Genomic DNA, 13,806 nt, shown 5'->3' on the forward strand with positions numbered 1-13,806 from the left:
GGCGGCTCAGATCGCCGCGGCTCGCCCGGCCGACGTCCGAGACCGGTGTCGACATCCGCCCGGCATCGACCGGGCCCTGCACCTGTCCGTGCCCCTGTCCGTGCACCAGCCCGTGCACCTGTCCGTGCGCCGGCGCGGTGACCTCGCGGCGGACCCGGCCGGCTAGCGGCGCCAGAACCGCCAGGACCGGTGCTGTGCCGGCGCAGCGGCGGCGGGAGCGGGCTCGGGCTGGACCGACTGCCGGGGGCGCTGCGGAGCGGCCGCAGGAGCCGCCTGCCGGCGGGGCTTGAACACGACGGGCAAGCCGGTCAGCCGGCGGGACATCCACGTGCCCACCACCTGCAACTGGTCGTCGGAGATGGACAGGGCCACATCCGGGACGCGCTCCAGCAGCAGGTCGATGCCGGTCTCGGCGATGGCTCGGCCGAGGTCCTGGCCGGGGCACTCGTGGACCCCGGCGCCGAAGGACAGGTGTGAGCGGTTGCCGTGAACGGGCTTGTCGGCGTCGGCGCGGATCACCGGATCGACGTTCCCGGCGGCCAGGCCGAGCATCACCATGTCCCCCGCCGCGATCTGGGTGCCGCCGACGTCGATGTCGCACGTCGCCCAGCGGGTCGGGACGACGGCGAGCGGGGGGTGGTCCCACAGGACCTGCTCCAGCGCGTCCGGCAGTGTCATCTGGCCGCCCGACAGGTTCCCGCGGAAACGGGAGTCGGTCAGGATCATCCGCAGCGTGTTCGCGATCAGGTTGGCCGTGGGCTCCAGCGCACCGACCAGGATCAGCCGCAGGTGCTGGCGGACCTCCTCATCGGTGAGGCCCTGGGGATGGGCCAGGAGCCTGCTGGCCAGGTCGTCGCCGGGCTGCTGCTTCCGGCTCTCCACCAGGTCGTGCACGGTCTCGACCACCAGCTGGTTGCCGGCCAGAGCGGCCTCACCACCACTGATCATGTCGGAAACGGCCGCTCCCACCGCCAGGGCGGCGGACTCGGGTATGCCCAGCTGGTGGGCGACCACGAACGCGGGCAGCTTCCGCGCGAAGTCGGCGACGAGGTCGGCCTTGCCCTCCCCGGCGAAACCGTCGATGAGGCGTGCCGCGTACCGGGTGATGTAGCGGCGCAGGCGGTGCCGGTTCACCCCGGCCAGGCCCTCCGTCACCGCTTCCCGCAGACGGGCGTGCTCCGTCCCGTCGGTGAGCGCCACCAGCGGCTGCCACGCCGTGATGGGCAGCAGCGGCGAATCAGGGGCGAGGGTTCCGTTCCGGATCGCGTGCCAGTTGCGGGAGTCGGAGGAGAAGTTCTTCGAACGCATCACCTCGAGGTTCTCCCGGTGCCCCAGTATCAGCCAGGCGGGCACGTCTCCGTACAGCCGTACGGGAGCCACCTCGCCGTGCTCGGCCCGGAGCTGTTCGTACAGGGCGTACGGCTGTGATTCCGCCTCGGCGCCGTAGAGCGGGCGCACGCCCTCGGATGCCGCGGCGTGCATCGGGCAGCCACGGGCGGAAGCGGCCGAGAGGGGAGTCGTATCGGGGGATTGCGTGGTCACGAGGCCTCCGGGCAGGGGCGGGGCTCTGAGGGACTTGGGGCGAGCCCGCACTGAGAGTGACGAGGAGTCAGCGACGTGCAGCTTACAGTCGGGCGGTAACCCGCCGGAGCGCAGGTCTCCGCCTCAACTGCGACAGCCTCGTCGCACACTTGGCCGAAAATAATCTTGTGTAGAGGGTCTTGGTGTCGAGTGATGGGGCCGCTGGGTTCTCGGGGATACGGCAAGGGGATCCTGGTCCGCGCAGCCCCGGCAGGAAGGACCACTTGGCATGTCGTCAGTATCCGAAGAGCAGCCCGTCACATCCGTCGCATCCGTTCCGCGTGCACCAGGAGCCGTGCCCCTTCTCGGTCACGCTCTGGCCCTCTGGAGAGACCCGCTCGGCTTCCTCTCCTCCTTGCGAGGCCACGGAGAGCTCGTACGGGTCAACCTGGGAACCATGCCGATGTACGTGGTGACCACACCCGAGCTGGTGCACGAGGTCACCGTCCGGCAGGTGAACAGCTTCGAGAAGGGCCGCTTCTTCGACAGGCTGAGGCCGCTGGCCGGCAACGGCCTCGCCAACTCCGACGGCGAGCTCCACCGCCGTCACCGCCGCATGATCCAGCCGATGTTCACCCGTGAGCGCATCGCCGGGTACTCCGAGATCATGAGCAGCAGCGCCCGCGCACTCGCCGAGTCCTGGAAGCCCGGCGATGTCATCGACATGGAGCCGGCCATGGCGGGCTACGCCGTCGAGACCCTGTCCCGGACGCTGTTCTCCTCCGAGATAGGACTTCCGGCCGTCAACGCCGTCCGGGAGCACCTGCCGGTGCTGCTGACTAACCTCCTGGTCCGCGCCGCCTCCCCGAAGCTCCTCGACCGGCTCCCCATACGTGCCAACAGAGACTTCGACCGTGCGGCCACCGCGCTCCGTTCGGTCATCGACGAGGTCGTGACCAGCGCACGTGCGGCAGGGCCCACGGGCCGCGACGACCTGCTGTCGCTGCTGCTGACGGCCCAGGACCCCGACAGCGGCACGAGGCTGTCGGACCAGGAGGCGCGGGACGAGCTGTCCACGATCCTCTTCGCGGGTGCGGAGACCACCGCCGCCACGCTCGCCTGGACCTTCCACGAGCTCGCCTCCCGGCCCGACGTGGAAGAGCAACTCGTCGCCGAGATCCGCGAGGTCGTGGGTGACGGCCCCGTCACCGCACTGCACGTGCCCGAGCTGAAGGGCCTGCGCCGTGTCATCGACGAAGTGATCCGGATGCACGGCGTCACGCTGCTGATGAGGCGGACCACCGAGCCGGTGACCCTCGGCGGGGTCGCGCTGCCGCGCGGTACCGAGGTGGCCTTCAGCCTGTACGCGCTGCACCGCGATCCCGGCCTGTACGAGAACCCCGACCGGTTCGACCCCGACCGCTGGCTTCCCGAACGGCAGGCCGGCGGACCGGGCCGCCGCGCCTACATCCCGTTCGGCGCGGGCAACCGCAAGTGCATCGGCGACCTGTTCGTATGGACGGAGGCCACGATCGCCATCGCGACGATCCTGGACCGCTGGAAGCTGGTCCCGGTCGCCGGGCACGCGCCGCGTGAGGTCGCCTCGGCCGTGGCGCACGCGGACTCCATTCCCATGACGGTGGTCGCCCGGGAGTGACGTCCGGGCAGGCGTCACCCGTCGGGCTTCCAGCCGGCGGGATCCGCAGTCTGGTCGACTGTCGGCCCTGTCGGCCCTGTCGGCCCCGTCGGCCTCCGCGGTCCGGTCAGCCCCGCAGACCGGAGAGGCCGAGCGGCTGGGCCGCTCGCAGGGGACGGCCCGCCGGCACCACGTCCCACCACCACGAGACCGCCTCGATCCCCAGGGGTTCCGGGCTGTCGTCCGTCGGTCTCTGGGCGAAGGCCGTGGGGAGGTCGGCCGGGTCGTCCGGGGTGGTGTACCGGACCGATGTGACGCCCCAGTCCAGAGACCCGCGGACGAAGCTCCGCAGGCCGGCCGTGTACTGCCGCATCTGCGGACTGCCCACCGCGGAGAGGTGGTCGGTGAGGTGCATGAAGGTGCCCAGTACGCGGTCGCGCTGGGCGATGGCCCGGTCCATCGCCTCCTGCGGGCCGAGCCCGTCCTCCTCCAGGACCCGCAGGACGTTGAGGTGGTAGCCGTCCGCAGACCGCTCCTTGTGGTCGGAGAGGATGTCGTTGTCCCAGGTGATCACGAACGACGCCATCTCCTCGGCGGCCCGGACGGACTTGTCGTCGCGCTCGCTGATCGGCAGCTCGTATCCGTGCCCCATCTCCAGCAGCGGGAAGATGACTGTCGTCGCACCGTCGTACAGCCGCATCAGGGTGTAGTCCGACAGGGCCGGGACCGTGTTCGCACGGCGATGGGACGCCTCCCATACGACGGACAGGGCGTACTCGCGCAAGTTGGCGACCCAGCGGGCCGCCTGACTGTCCGTCCCGTACATGTCCACGCGGGCCCGCAGGTCGCGCAGCCCGCTTGCCAGAGGGTCGTCGAGGAGAAGGGGCGCCTCGGGGTTCTGTGCCACCCGCAGCAGCCGATGCATCGTTCCTGCAAGATCTCCTGGACGCTGGCCGAGGACGCCTTCCTCGCAGTAGCCGTCGTCCACGCCGAACAGCCACATCACGAAATCCGCGACGACCCTTACCACTTCCTCGCGCCCGTGCGGCAGTATCCGGGCCGCGAAAACGCCGATCTCGTGCCGCACCAGTCGGCGGCGCAGGTCGACGGACCCTATCTCGAAGGTCTCCGCCCAGGCGGCGGTCTGTGCGTTGACCGCTGCGTGACAGGGGTGAATGGCAGGCGGTATGGGTGAGAACAACGGCGGGACAGCTATCACGAGTGGGGGCTCCTCTGTCGCGGGTGACAAAGCCTGCGCCGCCTGGCACAGGCTCCACACCCGTTTCTGCACCTCGACTCGCGATCATGCGGCATGAGCATGGCTCAATCCAGTGGGACGATCCGACCAAATGCACCAAGCAGGCTCATGCTTCCACTTGAATGCACGGCCCTCGGTTCAAATCGGGGGCGTAGGGCATGTCCACGTCCTCGCGGCCGGCGAGGTGCTGACGGATGCGCGTCTCCAGCCCCCTCCGGTTCCTCCGGTCCTCCGGTCCTCGGCGGTTCTCTTGACGCGCGTGATCGTCACACCGTCTCGGCCCGCTGGCAGAGCTTGGCGCCAAACCGCGCTAGGCCGTCGGGCGTCGGCGCGCCTCCAGGAGCACGTCACGACTGAGTTCGGCGCAGTACATGTGATCTCTGCTGAGCAACTCGGACAGACCCTTGGGACCGACGTGGTGCCTGACGGAGTCAACCGTGGCCCCGAGATCGTCCAGCAGCGCGTCGACGACAGCTGCGGTCCGACTGGGCGTGCCGCCCCAGCGGTCCCAAGCCGGCTGTTCGAAAGGGTCGCAGGGGGTGGGGTGGACGTGGCCGCCGCTGGTCGTGATCCATACGGTGTGGTAGAGGGTCACGGACGCGAGTTCCTCCCCGTCAGCAGGAAGCGACAAAGGGGCGTAGAACCGCCAAATGGGTTGCCCATCTGCCCCGTCTGGGCTGCGGAGGGTCGGCATGCCCGTCAGCGGGTCGATGAAACAGGCGTCGACAGGCGAACCGTCCATCACGAGAAGGGCGTGAAGCGCTGTCGGCTCGGATTTCGCGAGCCGACGGGTCCACTTCTCGATCACGGTGCCTGGGCGATCAGGCACCTCGGTGAAGGCTCCGAGCGGGGGCTGGTTCAACCCCTGGCCAATGGCGTGTTCCAGGGCCGCGATCGCGTCACGGTGCTCGTTGACGGGGTCCGAAGCCACCCTGCGGTCCGTAGCGATCGGCATGCCGTGTATGTACTCATGCGCCCAGAGGTCGTCAGCCATTCCTCGTCCTTCGTCGCCGCATATGGTCCAGTCTTCCATGCGGGCTTGCCCGGGGAGCCGGATGACGACGTCCGTGGTCTTCCTGTCGAGCAACAGGAAGCCACGGACGCCCCACTGAGGGGCTTTCAGCGGTCTCCCCAGTCAAGGGCTGGAGCGGGCCGTGAAGCGCTCAGCGGGGCAGGCAAGGGCTACAACGGGGCTGCTGCGGCCGGTGGTTCGGTCTGCTGTGCGTACGCTGCCAGTTCAGGGTGGTTCGCGGCCAGCTGCCTGCGCAAGCGCCGAGTGTCCTCCACCTCGGCCGCCTGCCGGGCCCGCAGCTCCGCGTCACGGGCCGCTTCCCGCTCGGCGTGCTCGGCGTATGCGTCGGCCGGCATCGCCCCCCACCGGACTGCCGCCCTGAGCCGCTCGGCCTGGGCGGCGTACTCCGTCGCCATCTCGGCCCGAAGGCCGGCCACGGCCCGCTCGATCACCTCGGCCTCGGCCCGGCCATGGCACTTCCAGCACAGGCCGTCCTCGGGCCTCGTGCCCTTCCCGGTCGCCTCACACGGCAGGCCCCTGTCGTCGGTGCCCTCGCACTCCCACCACACCGCGGCCGGCGCAGCCGCCCGGGGGCCGGGAACGAGCCCCTGCCGCCGGGAGGCCCGGCGCTGCGCCCGGCGTTCCTCGCACTTGGGGCAGACGTCCTGCTGGCCCACGTGGATCCGGGCGCCGTCCTCGCACATAGGGTCCGGGCAGTCCGTGGACGGGCGGACCAGGCCGACCGCCACGCCGACCGCGGAGCCGATCCCCTTGCCTCCGTGGGCCGCGTCGATGGCGTAGCCGTGGTTCCACCACCGGCGCCGCACCCGGTCTGCCAGCTGCTCGGCGGTCCGACCGCCGTCCAAGGCGGCCAGGATGGTGTCCCGGAGCACGGCCGGGCGGTACTTCGGCAGCAGCGGGGCCAGGGCCTCGGGCCAGGCAGCCTCCACCGCGGCCACCGCGGCGGCCTGCGCGGCCGACATACGGGTGCGGCCGGTCCTCGTACCCTTCGCCGACCGAGCCCCCGGGGTCGGCGCGCCGGCGCCGCAGGACGCGGCGGAGCCGCCCGCGCCTGCACGCGCGTTACTACCCGCACCAGCCCTGCGGGCGTCACCAGCGGCTCGCGCCGCAGGCGCTTGATCGTCTTCTGTTGTCTTCTGGCTGACAGTCTTCTTAGTGACTCCCGCGTTCCCCGACACCCGGGAATCCCGGGAGTCGGGGACGACCTGGTCAATTGAATCGTTATCGCAGGTCAGCCCCGACTCCCGGGAAACCGGGTGTCGGGGAACGGTGATGTTGAGCTTGCCCGCAGGCTTCCCCGCCGAGAGCTTCGCCCGGCGCTTGGCGGCCGCGGCCAGGGCCTTGGGCGTCGGCTCGATCAGCTGCACCTGCCGCACGTCCGGCTCACGTTCGACCGAGTCCAGCAGGGCGGACACCTCCGCGTCCGTGGCCGGGGTGTCGTACACCACCACTTCGGTGGACCACGCGTTGCCCTTCCAGGCCATGATGCGGATCTTGACGACATACCGGGCCACCTGGAGCAGTCCCATGGCGCCCGCGAGCCCGTCACGGCCGTAGCCGTACTTCCGGGCGATCGTCGCCAGCTGGATGTCCCACCCGTCCTGGTGCCGGATCAGTACCGCCAGCAGTCCCAGGGCTTCGAGGTCCATGGCCACCGCGTTGTCGATGGTGTCGTTGGGTACGGCCGCAAACCGTGCCGGCCGCCCGCTGCGCTTCTTCACCGGCTCACCCCGGCTCGGGTGGGCGCGCTGGTGTGGCCTGGGAGAGCGGGCAAGGCGAGGTGGATGGATGTGCTGAAGTCCGGGCGCTGCACGAGGGCATTCCCCCTTGGGGCGAACGCGTGGGGATGCACCATGCGCGGGTACGGCGCAGCGCGGCCGGTCCGGGATGCGGACGGCGGCCCTTTTGCGTCGTACCCGTGGCAGAGCCGACGCGGTTGCGCACGTCAGCCGGAGCATCCTCAGCGAGTGGGTTTGGGTTCATCGCTGGTGGAGCAATGACTCGGGCGAGAGTCGGCGGCCGTTCCTTCTGCAAAAGGAGAGCGGCCGCAGATATGTCAGAGGAGAGGCTGGTGTTGCGGGCCGGCCTCTCGGGCGGTCTGGAGACCGCCGCCCCGATCCGGGGGCCTTGCACGGTGCGGCAGTGGTGCCGCACCCCGTACGCTGATCATGAGCGCACCTCTCCGTCGTTGGTCCAGGTGTGCGTCCGTCGGCCCGGGCGGCCACCCGGAAGACGGACCGACAGGCCCGTTCCGGGCCTGTTTGGTTTTCGGGGGAAGGCTGTCCCCTCCCTCTATCCGATCACAGGCACCGTATCGGCTGCTCCGCAGGGTCGGCCAGGCCATCGCCCGTCGTTCCAGGGCTTGGTGATGGCGGGTCAGCCGAGGCCGAACGAACCTCCACCACACCGTCGGCGCCATCGAGGCCGCCCGGCTGCGACTCCGCGGACGACGGGACCTGCCCGGGCCACGACGACCCCTGGCCGGCCCGTCAGACACAGGGCCTGTGTGGCCGCTGCCGGATCGCAGCCGAAGAGGACCGCAAGGCCTCCCACACCGAGTGGGCGGCAGCGGTGACGGCGGCAGCCACGGCGGTCGAGCAGACGACCACCCAGCCCCTGGAGAGGAGCCGCCGACAGGCGTCCGGGCCCGAAAGCCGGGCAAGGAAAGGACCGTGGACCGGTTCGGCGGCGGATTCGCCTACATCGACGAGAAGGTGGACGGGGATGTCATCAACCTGGTCGGTGTCACCGGCAAGACCGGCCCTCTGACGGCCATCGACCAGTCGATCCCGGCGATGGTGACACCCAAGAACCCCACCAGCGGCACCACCCGCTGGTGGCTGTCCAAGCCCGCCGCCTCCCCTCCTGGAAGCTGACGGTACGCAGTACGGCCTCCGGCATCACCTCGGTGGTCCGCAGCGGCGGAGAGGCACGCGGACTGATCGACATCTCCTGGGACGGCACCGACCAGAAGGGCAGCCGCTTGTACGCCGGAACTACGAGTGGACTCTGACGGCCCAACCGGCCGACGGACACGGCTCCGCCTTGAAGTCGACCGGAACCCTCCGTCTCGCCAACAGCATCCCGGCCGGGCGGCCAACGCCCACCCGCCCCCAACTGACCATAAAAGCGCAGTTCACAGGCCGAGCGGGGCATATTGAAGGCCTGGACTCGGGGAGCCCGGAATGATCCAATAGGGGATGAAATCGTTTTGGGTGGGCAAGCGTGTACGTCTGCGCGGTATCGAGCCTGATGACGCGGCTGCGTTCATGCGTTTCGCGGAGGACGAGGAGGGTCTGGGGGACCTGGTCAGCCCGCCTCGGTCCGTCGAGGGATACCGCGCCTGGGCCAATGAACAGGCGACTGGCAAGCGGGACAGCGACCGTTTCCAGCTGGGGGTCGAAGCCGTCGGTACGGGGGAGACGGTCGGTGCCGTCGGCTCGCATCAGGCTGACGCGCGTTCGGGCTGGTTCGAGTACGGCATCACGATCGGCGCTGAGCACCGCCGCAAGGGCTATGCGGCAGAAGCCGCGGTGCTGCTGCTTCGTTTCATGTTCGCCGAGCACCGGTACCACAAGTGCCAGGTGCGGATCTTCGCGCACAACGAAGCATCACTGGCTCTCCATCGGCGGCTCGGCTTCGTTGAGGAGGGCCGACTGCGTGAGCTCGTGTACCTCTCCGGCCGGCACCACGATGTCGTGATGATGGGCCTGCTCGCCGATGAGTTCGCCGAACTGCACTCGATGATCACCTGACGGGCAGACACTGCTCCGCACCTTGCTGAAGTAGCGGTAGACCTGGCAGCCCCCGTACAGACCCGGAAGGGCCCGTACGGGGGCTGACGTGTGTGGGAGAGCGGTCATCGCCGGGAGCTGGCGAGTACTTCGACGATGCGCCGCAGGCTGGTGCTCGAAACGTGTGCGGTGTAGGGGAGGTAGACGACGTCGACTCCGATGCTCGCGAAGTCCTGCTCCCATTGCTTGCCCCGGGGTGTCCCTTTCCAGTCGTCGCCCTTGAAGAGGCGGTGGAAGCCGATCTGTCGCCAGGCCTCCATCTTCTCGAGCGTGGTGTCGACGACGGCCTCGTCCACGTACGCGATGGCACGGACGATTTCGAGGCGCTCGGGGAGAGGGACAACAGGGGCGTGACCTTTGTGGCCTGCAGCCGCGTCAGTGAGGACCCCGGCAACGAGGTGGTCGCAATGGGCGCGGGCGTGTTTGAGGAGGTTGAGGTGGCCGACGTGGAAGAGGTCGAACACTCCGGATGCGTATCCGATGATCTTGGACATGTGACGGGGACTTCCTGTGGTGCCAGAGTAGGACGGGCAGGGTCCGGGGCCTGCGATATGCGGCAGGCCCCGGACCCGGACGCGGGTTGTCAGCTGAGGCGCTGGTAGCCGGCGAAGTCCGTCGCGGCGACCGTGAAGGCGCTGGTGGGCTGGGTGAAGTTGGTCAGGAAGCGGAGATTTCCGGAGCTGGGCGTGGTGACCCAGTACCCGATCTTCCCCAGGCTGCTGGCTGCGGGAGCCGCGGTGATCAGCGGAGCCGCTTCGATGCTCCAGTTGAGGTGCGCGGCGTACTGGCCGCGGTGGGCCGGGTCGGCCATGCCCGCGCCGGTCTTGTCGCCTCCCCAGTAGACGAAGAGCTTGCCGATGCTGGCCGATTCGAAGCGGACGCCGAGGTCGTTGCGACCGTTGCTGTCGAAGTCCCCGACGGCCATGAGCGTGACCTCGTTGAGGGAGGTGGAACCGGCCGCGATCGGGTCGTTCGGCCCGGCGAGCAGCAGGGGGTCGCGGGTGGAGTCGAGCCGGTTGCCGGGAGCACCGTAGTAGAGCCACAGGTTGGTGCCGTCGTTCACGACCAGGTCGGGGTAGCCGGGGACGTCGGGAGTGCCGTTGCCGTCGGTGTCGAGCGGGCCATCGATGTCACCGATGGCGAGGATCTGCTTGACCCCGTTCTTCCAGTGGTTGTTGGCCTCGTTGTATACGGAGAGTTCGGTCCGGGGGTGTGCGGCGCAGCTGGTGGCGCAGACGCCGCCGGTTCCGTCGTTCTCGTAGAGCCACAAACGCTGGTTGGCGGAAGCGGCGTCCTTCTGGAGAGCGATGAGGTCGACGAAAGCGTCGCCCGTCCAGTCGTCGTAGTGGGTGATCTGTGCACCGGTCCAGTCACCTGCTGCTGCAGGCTCGGCGGCCTTGGTGAGGCTGCCGTCAGAGGCTCCGAAGTGGCGGGTCAGCTGGCCTGAGCCACTGATCGCCCACAGGTCGGCGCCACCGCTGCCGTTGATGTCCCGTGGCTTGTCGGGCACGGTCAGACCGTTGGCGTAGAAGAGGTAGACCTGCTGGTCAGAGATGTTGTCGGCTTTATCCCGGCTGGCTACGTAGAGGCGGTTGGCACCGACCACCGTGGGGGTGACCTTCACGGTGGCGCTACCGCCGGGGCTGGCGGGAGAGACGAATCGATGGGTGGTGTCACTGTCGGTCCAGTATTCGTACCGGGTGACGTCCCCGACGCCGTTGGCGGCGAAGGTGAAGGTGCCCGCGGTGCGGATCTGGGCGGTGTTCAGCGGCCATCCGTTGGAACCGTTGGGAAACTGTGCAGAGCTGACAGTCGGCGGGTTCGAGGGCCGGTCGGAGTCGAAGAGGAATCCGCAGAGGGCACCCGAGGGAGCCCAGGCAGAGGTCGTGATTCCGTCGCTCGCCTGGACCGACCAGCGGAATACTCCCTTGGCTACAGCCTCCTTGGCCTCCAACGTGGACTTGGGAACCTTGAGCGTGGCGACGGTGCCCGACGTTGCGGCCACCGTTTGGTCGACGAGCATCCCGCCGGCGCCGGTGTCGTTGTCGCCCCACAGGCGGAACTGCGCGTTCACGGTGCCGCCGTCGTCATCGGAGACCTGTGCGGTCAAGTAGATGTCGGTGTCACCGACCAGGCCGAAGGGGGCCGTGGTCTTGCAACCGGTGCTCGGAACGGTGTCCAGTGAGGCGGGTGTGTTCGGCGCGGTGTTGTAGGTGGTGGACATCACGGCCGTGCGGGCATCGAAGCGCTTGTAGGCGTAGGCGTCGCTCTCGTTGCCGGCGCGAAGGCCGAGGGTGAGCGCGTTCCACCGGTACGTGATGGAGTCCCGGGCACCAGCGGTGACGTCGAATGCGAGGTTGCCTCCTGGGCAGGAGGAGCTCCAGCCCTTCGACTCGTTGACGCTGGCCAGGTACATCTCCCAGTTGGGCTGCCTGTTCCAGGTGGTGGAGGAACTGATGCCGCCGGTGCGCCAGACGTCGACCGATCGAGCCTGGCAGGAGTAGGAGTAGCTGTTCTGGATGCGGAAGACCGAGCTGGTGATGGTCTTGTTGGTGTCCCAGAGGTTGTTGGTGTCCATCTGGAAGAACGCTCGGGACAGCGTGTCACCCGGCGAGCCGACCCGGGCGTAGTCGGTGACACTGTCGCCGTCGCCCTCCTGCCAGCCGTTGCCGTTATAGAAGGACCCGTTCGGGTACTGGTTGCTGACCATCGCCCAGGCCTCGCGGGCTCCGGATACCGCAGGGTCGATGTAGACGGGGTAGGTGGTCCCCGCCCCCTTCAGTACCTCGGGGTTCGGAGTCAGCGTGAGTTCGCCGCCGCCGACCTTCACCGCCATCGAGGAGTCACGGGCGCCCGGCGGAGCCTCGAACTCATTTTGTGGTGGTGCCAGAGCGGGGGCCGACTTCGCGCCGAGCGCGGCGGCCGACGGCTGTGGGGTGCTGTCCCACATCAGCGGGGTGGGGGCGGTGAACACCTCGTGGCCGGCGGGGTCGGTGGCTCGCATGTTGCCACCGTCGTCGGTACGGACGTTCAGCCCCTTCGTGGTTAACGGGAACTTGACGATGGCGAGATCGGGGAGGGCCGCGGCTTTGGCCGTGCGGACGACGAGCAGTTGGCTGAACCCGGCCGTGCCCGCACGTAGCTTCAGGTCAACATCCGGAAGGACGTTCGCATAGGTGATGCTGTCGCCCTCGACGGTCGGCTTCGGGAGCGGCTTCGGCCAGCTCCAGGACATGCTGCGGCCGTCGCGCTCCACCGACACCAGGGGTCCGGTGCCACCGCCGGAGAAGGCTACTTTGACGGCGGCGACCCGAGGTGACAGGGAGCCGTCGCTGTTCGTTTTCAGTCGGGTGTCGAACCGGAGCAGCTTGCCGTCCTGCCGGACGAACTGGGCCACCGCGAAGCTGTCGCGGGTGAAGGAGCCGTCCGGATTGGCAAAGGTCTGAGCCTTTTCGCTGCGCTGGGAGAGGACCTCCACTCGCTGACCAGTGGCCGCGGCCGAGGCGACCGCGCGAGCTTCTTCCTTCTGTGGGGCCGCAGGCCGTTCGGTCGCAGAAGCCGCTGAACCCGGTATGGCGCAGAACGCGGGAGCGAGCACGGCTGCGACCGAGACGATCGTCGAGCCGAGCGTTCGACGGCGATTTCCGCCCCCTCGCGAGGGGTGCTTGGATTTGATTGCCACTGGATTCCCTTTCGCAAATCTTGTTTTGATTTGTATGGAAAGGAATCCGCCCGCGATGGATGGCTTCGTTTTGATGCGGATCCCCCCGATGGCAGTAGGAGCTGCCGGATTGCTAGCCGTTTTAAAGCGGCGTTGCGCCCCCTGCATGACCGCACTTCCTCCCCGACGGTCTTGCAGGGGTGTGGTGCACGTCCTGGTGTGGCGGGCGTGAACCTTCGAAGGGGCAATGTAGCCCGGCTCCTGCTGTTTCGGCGACCAGGTTCTGCCGTTTGGCAGCCTGCTGGGTGGACGTCGTAGGCAGGGTTGCTGTGTGCTGCGAAGCGTGCGGTCGCCACGCCACGCCGATCGTTCTGGTGATCGAAATTGGCTGGATTTACCTGGATGCAAGCGGCTGATATTTGGGCAGATGGGTCATCTGGTTGGGGATTCTCGCGCACCCGTCGACCGGATTGGTGCGAGGTGAACAGGCTTTGAGGCCCACCCCTGTCGGTGGCCGATGCTATTGTCCGAAAATTCGTGCGATCTCTGGGGGGATATCCATGGTTCGAAGTTGGCGCGCGCCGGTGGTGCGCAAAAGGATCTGGTTCAAAGCGATAGGTGTTTTGCTGACGAGCTTTCTGTTTGCTGGGCTCTTAGGTGCGCCGATGGCTGCTGCCGCACAACTTGCGCTGGAGAAACTGGAAAAGCCCGATCCTGTTCCCGTACAGTCCGTGCCATCCAGAGCTGCGGACTCCACCAAAGCGTCCAAGGGGAAGCAGCGTTCCGTCCCGGTCAAGGCCCCGGATGTGACCTGGCCTCAGCCCGGAACCACGAGGCAGGCGCTTGGCGCACCCAGGACCTCGTTACTCAAAGGAGCCCAGACAGCCCCTCCTGCCGGAGGCT

The 13,806-nt window shown here is 68.4% G+C and carries 9 protein-coding genes; 3 read left to right on the forward strand and 6 right to left on the reverse strand.

What is annotated here, in order from left to right; genetic code table 11:
• Window positions 1–162: 162 nt before the first annotated feature.
• Window positions 163–1,542: a cytochrome P450 gene (locus ACIQU4_RS39200; protein ID WP_403741681.1), complete on the reverse strand. Its 1,380-nt coding sequence runs from the start codon at window positions 1,540–1,542 to the stop codon at window positions 163–165.
• A 268-nt stretch (window positions 1,543–1,810) separates the two neighbouring features.
• Between ACIQU4_RS39200 and ACIQU4_RS39205 the strand changes: the two genes are divergently transcribed.
• Complete coding sequence (locus ACIQU4_RS39205; RefSeq protein WP_403741683.1) at window positions 1,811–3,178, forward strand: cytochrome P450; 1,368 nt, start codon at window positions 1,811–1,813, stop codon at window positions 3,176–3,178.
• A 106-nt stretch (window positions 3,179–3,284) separates the two neighbouring features.
• On the opposite strand, the gene ACIQU4_RS39210 is transcribed toward ACIQU4_RS39205, so the two are convergent.
• From ACIQU4_RS39210 to ACIQU4_RS39220, 3 genes are all read right to left on the reverse strand, one after another.
• Window positions 3,285–4,373 carry a selina-4(15),7(11)-diene synthase gene (locus tag ACIQU4_RS39210; protein WP_403741741.1) on the reverse strand — a complete coding sequence of 363 codons (1,089 nt, stop codon included), beginning with the start codon at window positions 4,371–4,373 and terminating at the stop codon, window positions 3,285–3,287.
• A gap of 352 nt (window positions 4,374–4,725) precedes the next feature.
• A complete protein-coding gene (locus ACIQU4_RS39215) occupies window positions 4,726–5,409 on the reverse strand; it encodes a hypothetical protein (protein ID WP_403741685.1) in 684 nt (227 codons plus the stop codon).
• Between the two features lie 188 nt (window positions 5,410–5,597).
• Window positions 5,598–7,169, reverse strand: a complete 1,572-nt coding sequence (locus ACIQU4_RS39220) for a hypothetical protein (RefSeq protein WP_403741687.1) — start codon at window positions 7,167–7,169, stop codon at window positions 5,598–5,600.
• 951 nt (window positions 7,170–8,120) lie between these two features.
• Between ACIQU4_RS39220 and ACIQU4_RS39225 the strand changes: the two genes are divergently transcribed.
• Both ACIQU4_RS39225 and ACIQU4_RS39230 read left to right on the forward strand, forming a co-directional pair.
• Window positions 8,121–8,324 (forward strand): hypothetical protein, encoded by a 204-nt coding sequence (locus ACIQU4_RS39225; RefSeq protein WP_403741690.1) that lies wholly within the window; start codon window positions 8,121–8,123, stop codon window positions 8,322–8,324.
• A gap of 339 nt (window positions 8,325–8,663) precedes the next feature.
• Window positions 8,664–9,203 carry a GNAT family N-acetyltransferase gene (locus ACIQU4_RS39230; RefSeq protein WP_403741693.1) on the forward strand — a complete coding sequence of 180 codons (540 nt, stop codon included), beginning with the start codon at window positions 8,664–8,666 and terminating at the stop codon, window positions 9,201–9,203.
• A 104-nt stretch (window positions 9,204–9,307) separates the two neighbouring features.
• Here the strand turns inward: ACIQU4_RS39230 and ACIQU4_RS39235 are convergent, their stop codons facing one another.
• Window positions 9,308–9,736, reverse strand: coding sequence for an adenylyltransferase/cytidyltransferase family protein (locus ACIQU4_RS39235; RefSeq protein ID WP_403741696.1), 429 nt, complete (start codon window positions 9,734–9,736; stop codon window positions 9,308–9,310).
• An 89-nt stretch (window positions 9,737–9,825) separates the two neighbouring features.
• On the reverse strand, window positions 9,826–12,720 hold the full coding sequence (locus ACIQU4_RS39240; RefSeq protein ID WP_403741699.1) for a VCBS repeat-containing protein: 2,895 nt from the start codon (window positions 12,718–12,720) through the stop codon (window positions 9,826–9,828).
• Window positions 12,721–13,806: the final 1,086 nt, after the last annotated feature.

The organism is Streptomyces sp. NPDC090741 (assembly GCF_044769045.1).
Taxonomy (GTDB): Bacteria; Actinomycetota; Actinomycetes; order Streptomycetales; family Streptomycetaceae; genus Streptomyces.

Coding starts and splice junctions, on each gene's coding strand:
- ACIQU4_RS39205 (WP_403741683.1), top strand. CDS start 1,811: ATGTCGTCAGTATCCGAAGAGCAGCCCGTCACATCCGTCGCATCCGTT.
- ACIQU4_RS39215 (WP_403741685.1), bottom strand. CDS start 5,409: ATGGCTGACGACCTCTGGGCGCATGAGTACATACACGGCATGCCGATC.
- ACIQU4_RS39235 (WP_403741696.1), bottom strand. CDS start 9,736: ATGTCCAAGATCATCGGATACGCATCCGGAGTGTTCGACCTCTTCCAC.